Below are 412 nucleotides of genomic sequence, written 5' to 3' on the forward strand. Positions count from 1 at the left end.
ATGAAGGCCAAGAAGAAGCCGCTCGACGAGAAATCTCCCGCCGATTACGGCGCCGACGTCAAGCCGCGGCTGAAGGTGATCAAGACCGAGGAGCCGGGCGGCCGCAAGGCGGGCATCAAGGTCAAGAGCGTCGCCGAACTGGTCGACAAGCTGAAGAACGAAGCCGGCGTGCTGTAGGAATTCATGTGATGCCGGCCTGCAAACGGCAGGGTTCTCCGCTTCCGGTGCTCACGTACCGAAGTACGCTCCGCTCCGGTTCTCGAACCCAACCGTTTTCGACTCGGCCTGACATGAATTCGAGACGCCCCCGCTGAAGTGGATCAAGGAATAGAGAAATGACAATTCTTCTGATTGCCGAACACGACAATGCGACGCTTTCCGACCAGACCGCCAAGGCGCTTTCGGCGGCACT

Annotated in this window: 1 pseudogene; it reads left to right on the forward strand. The window is 59.2% G+C overall.

The features are described 5' to 3' along the window. Positions 1–177 (forward strand): annotated as a pseudogene (locus tag AC0L2C_RS34215) (electron transfer flavoprotein subunit beta/FixA family protein); the annotation flags it as partial. Between the last annotated feature and the right edge of the window lie 235 nt (positions 178–412).

This window comes from Mesorhizobium sp. WSM4845 (assembly GCF_055811455.1).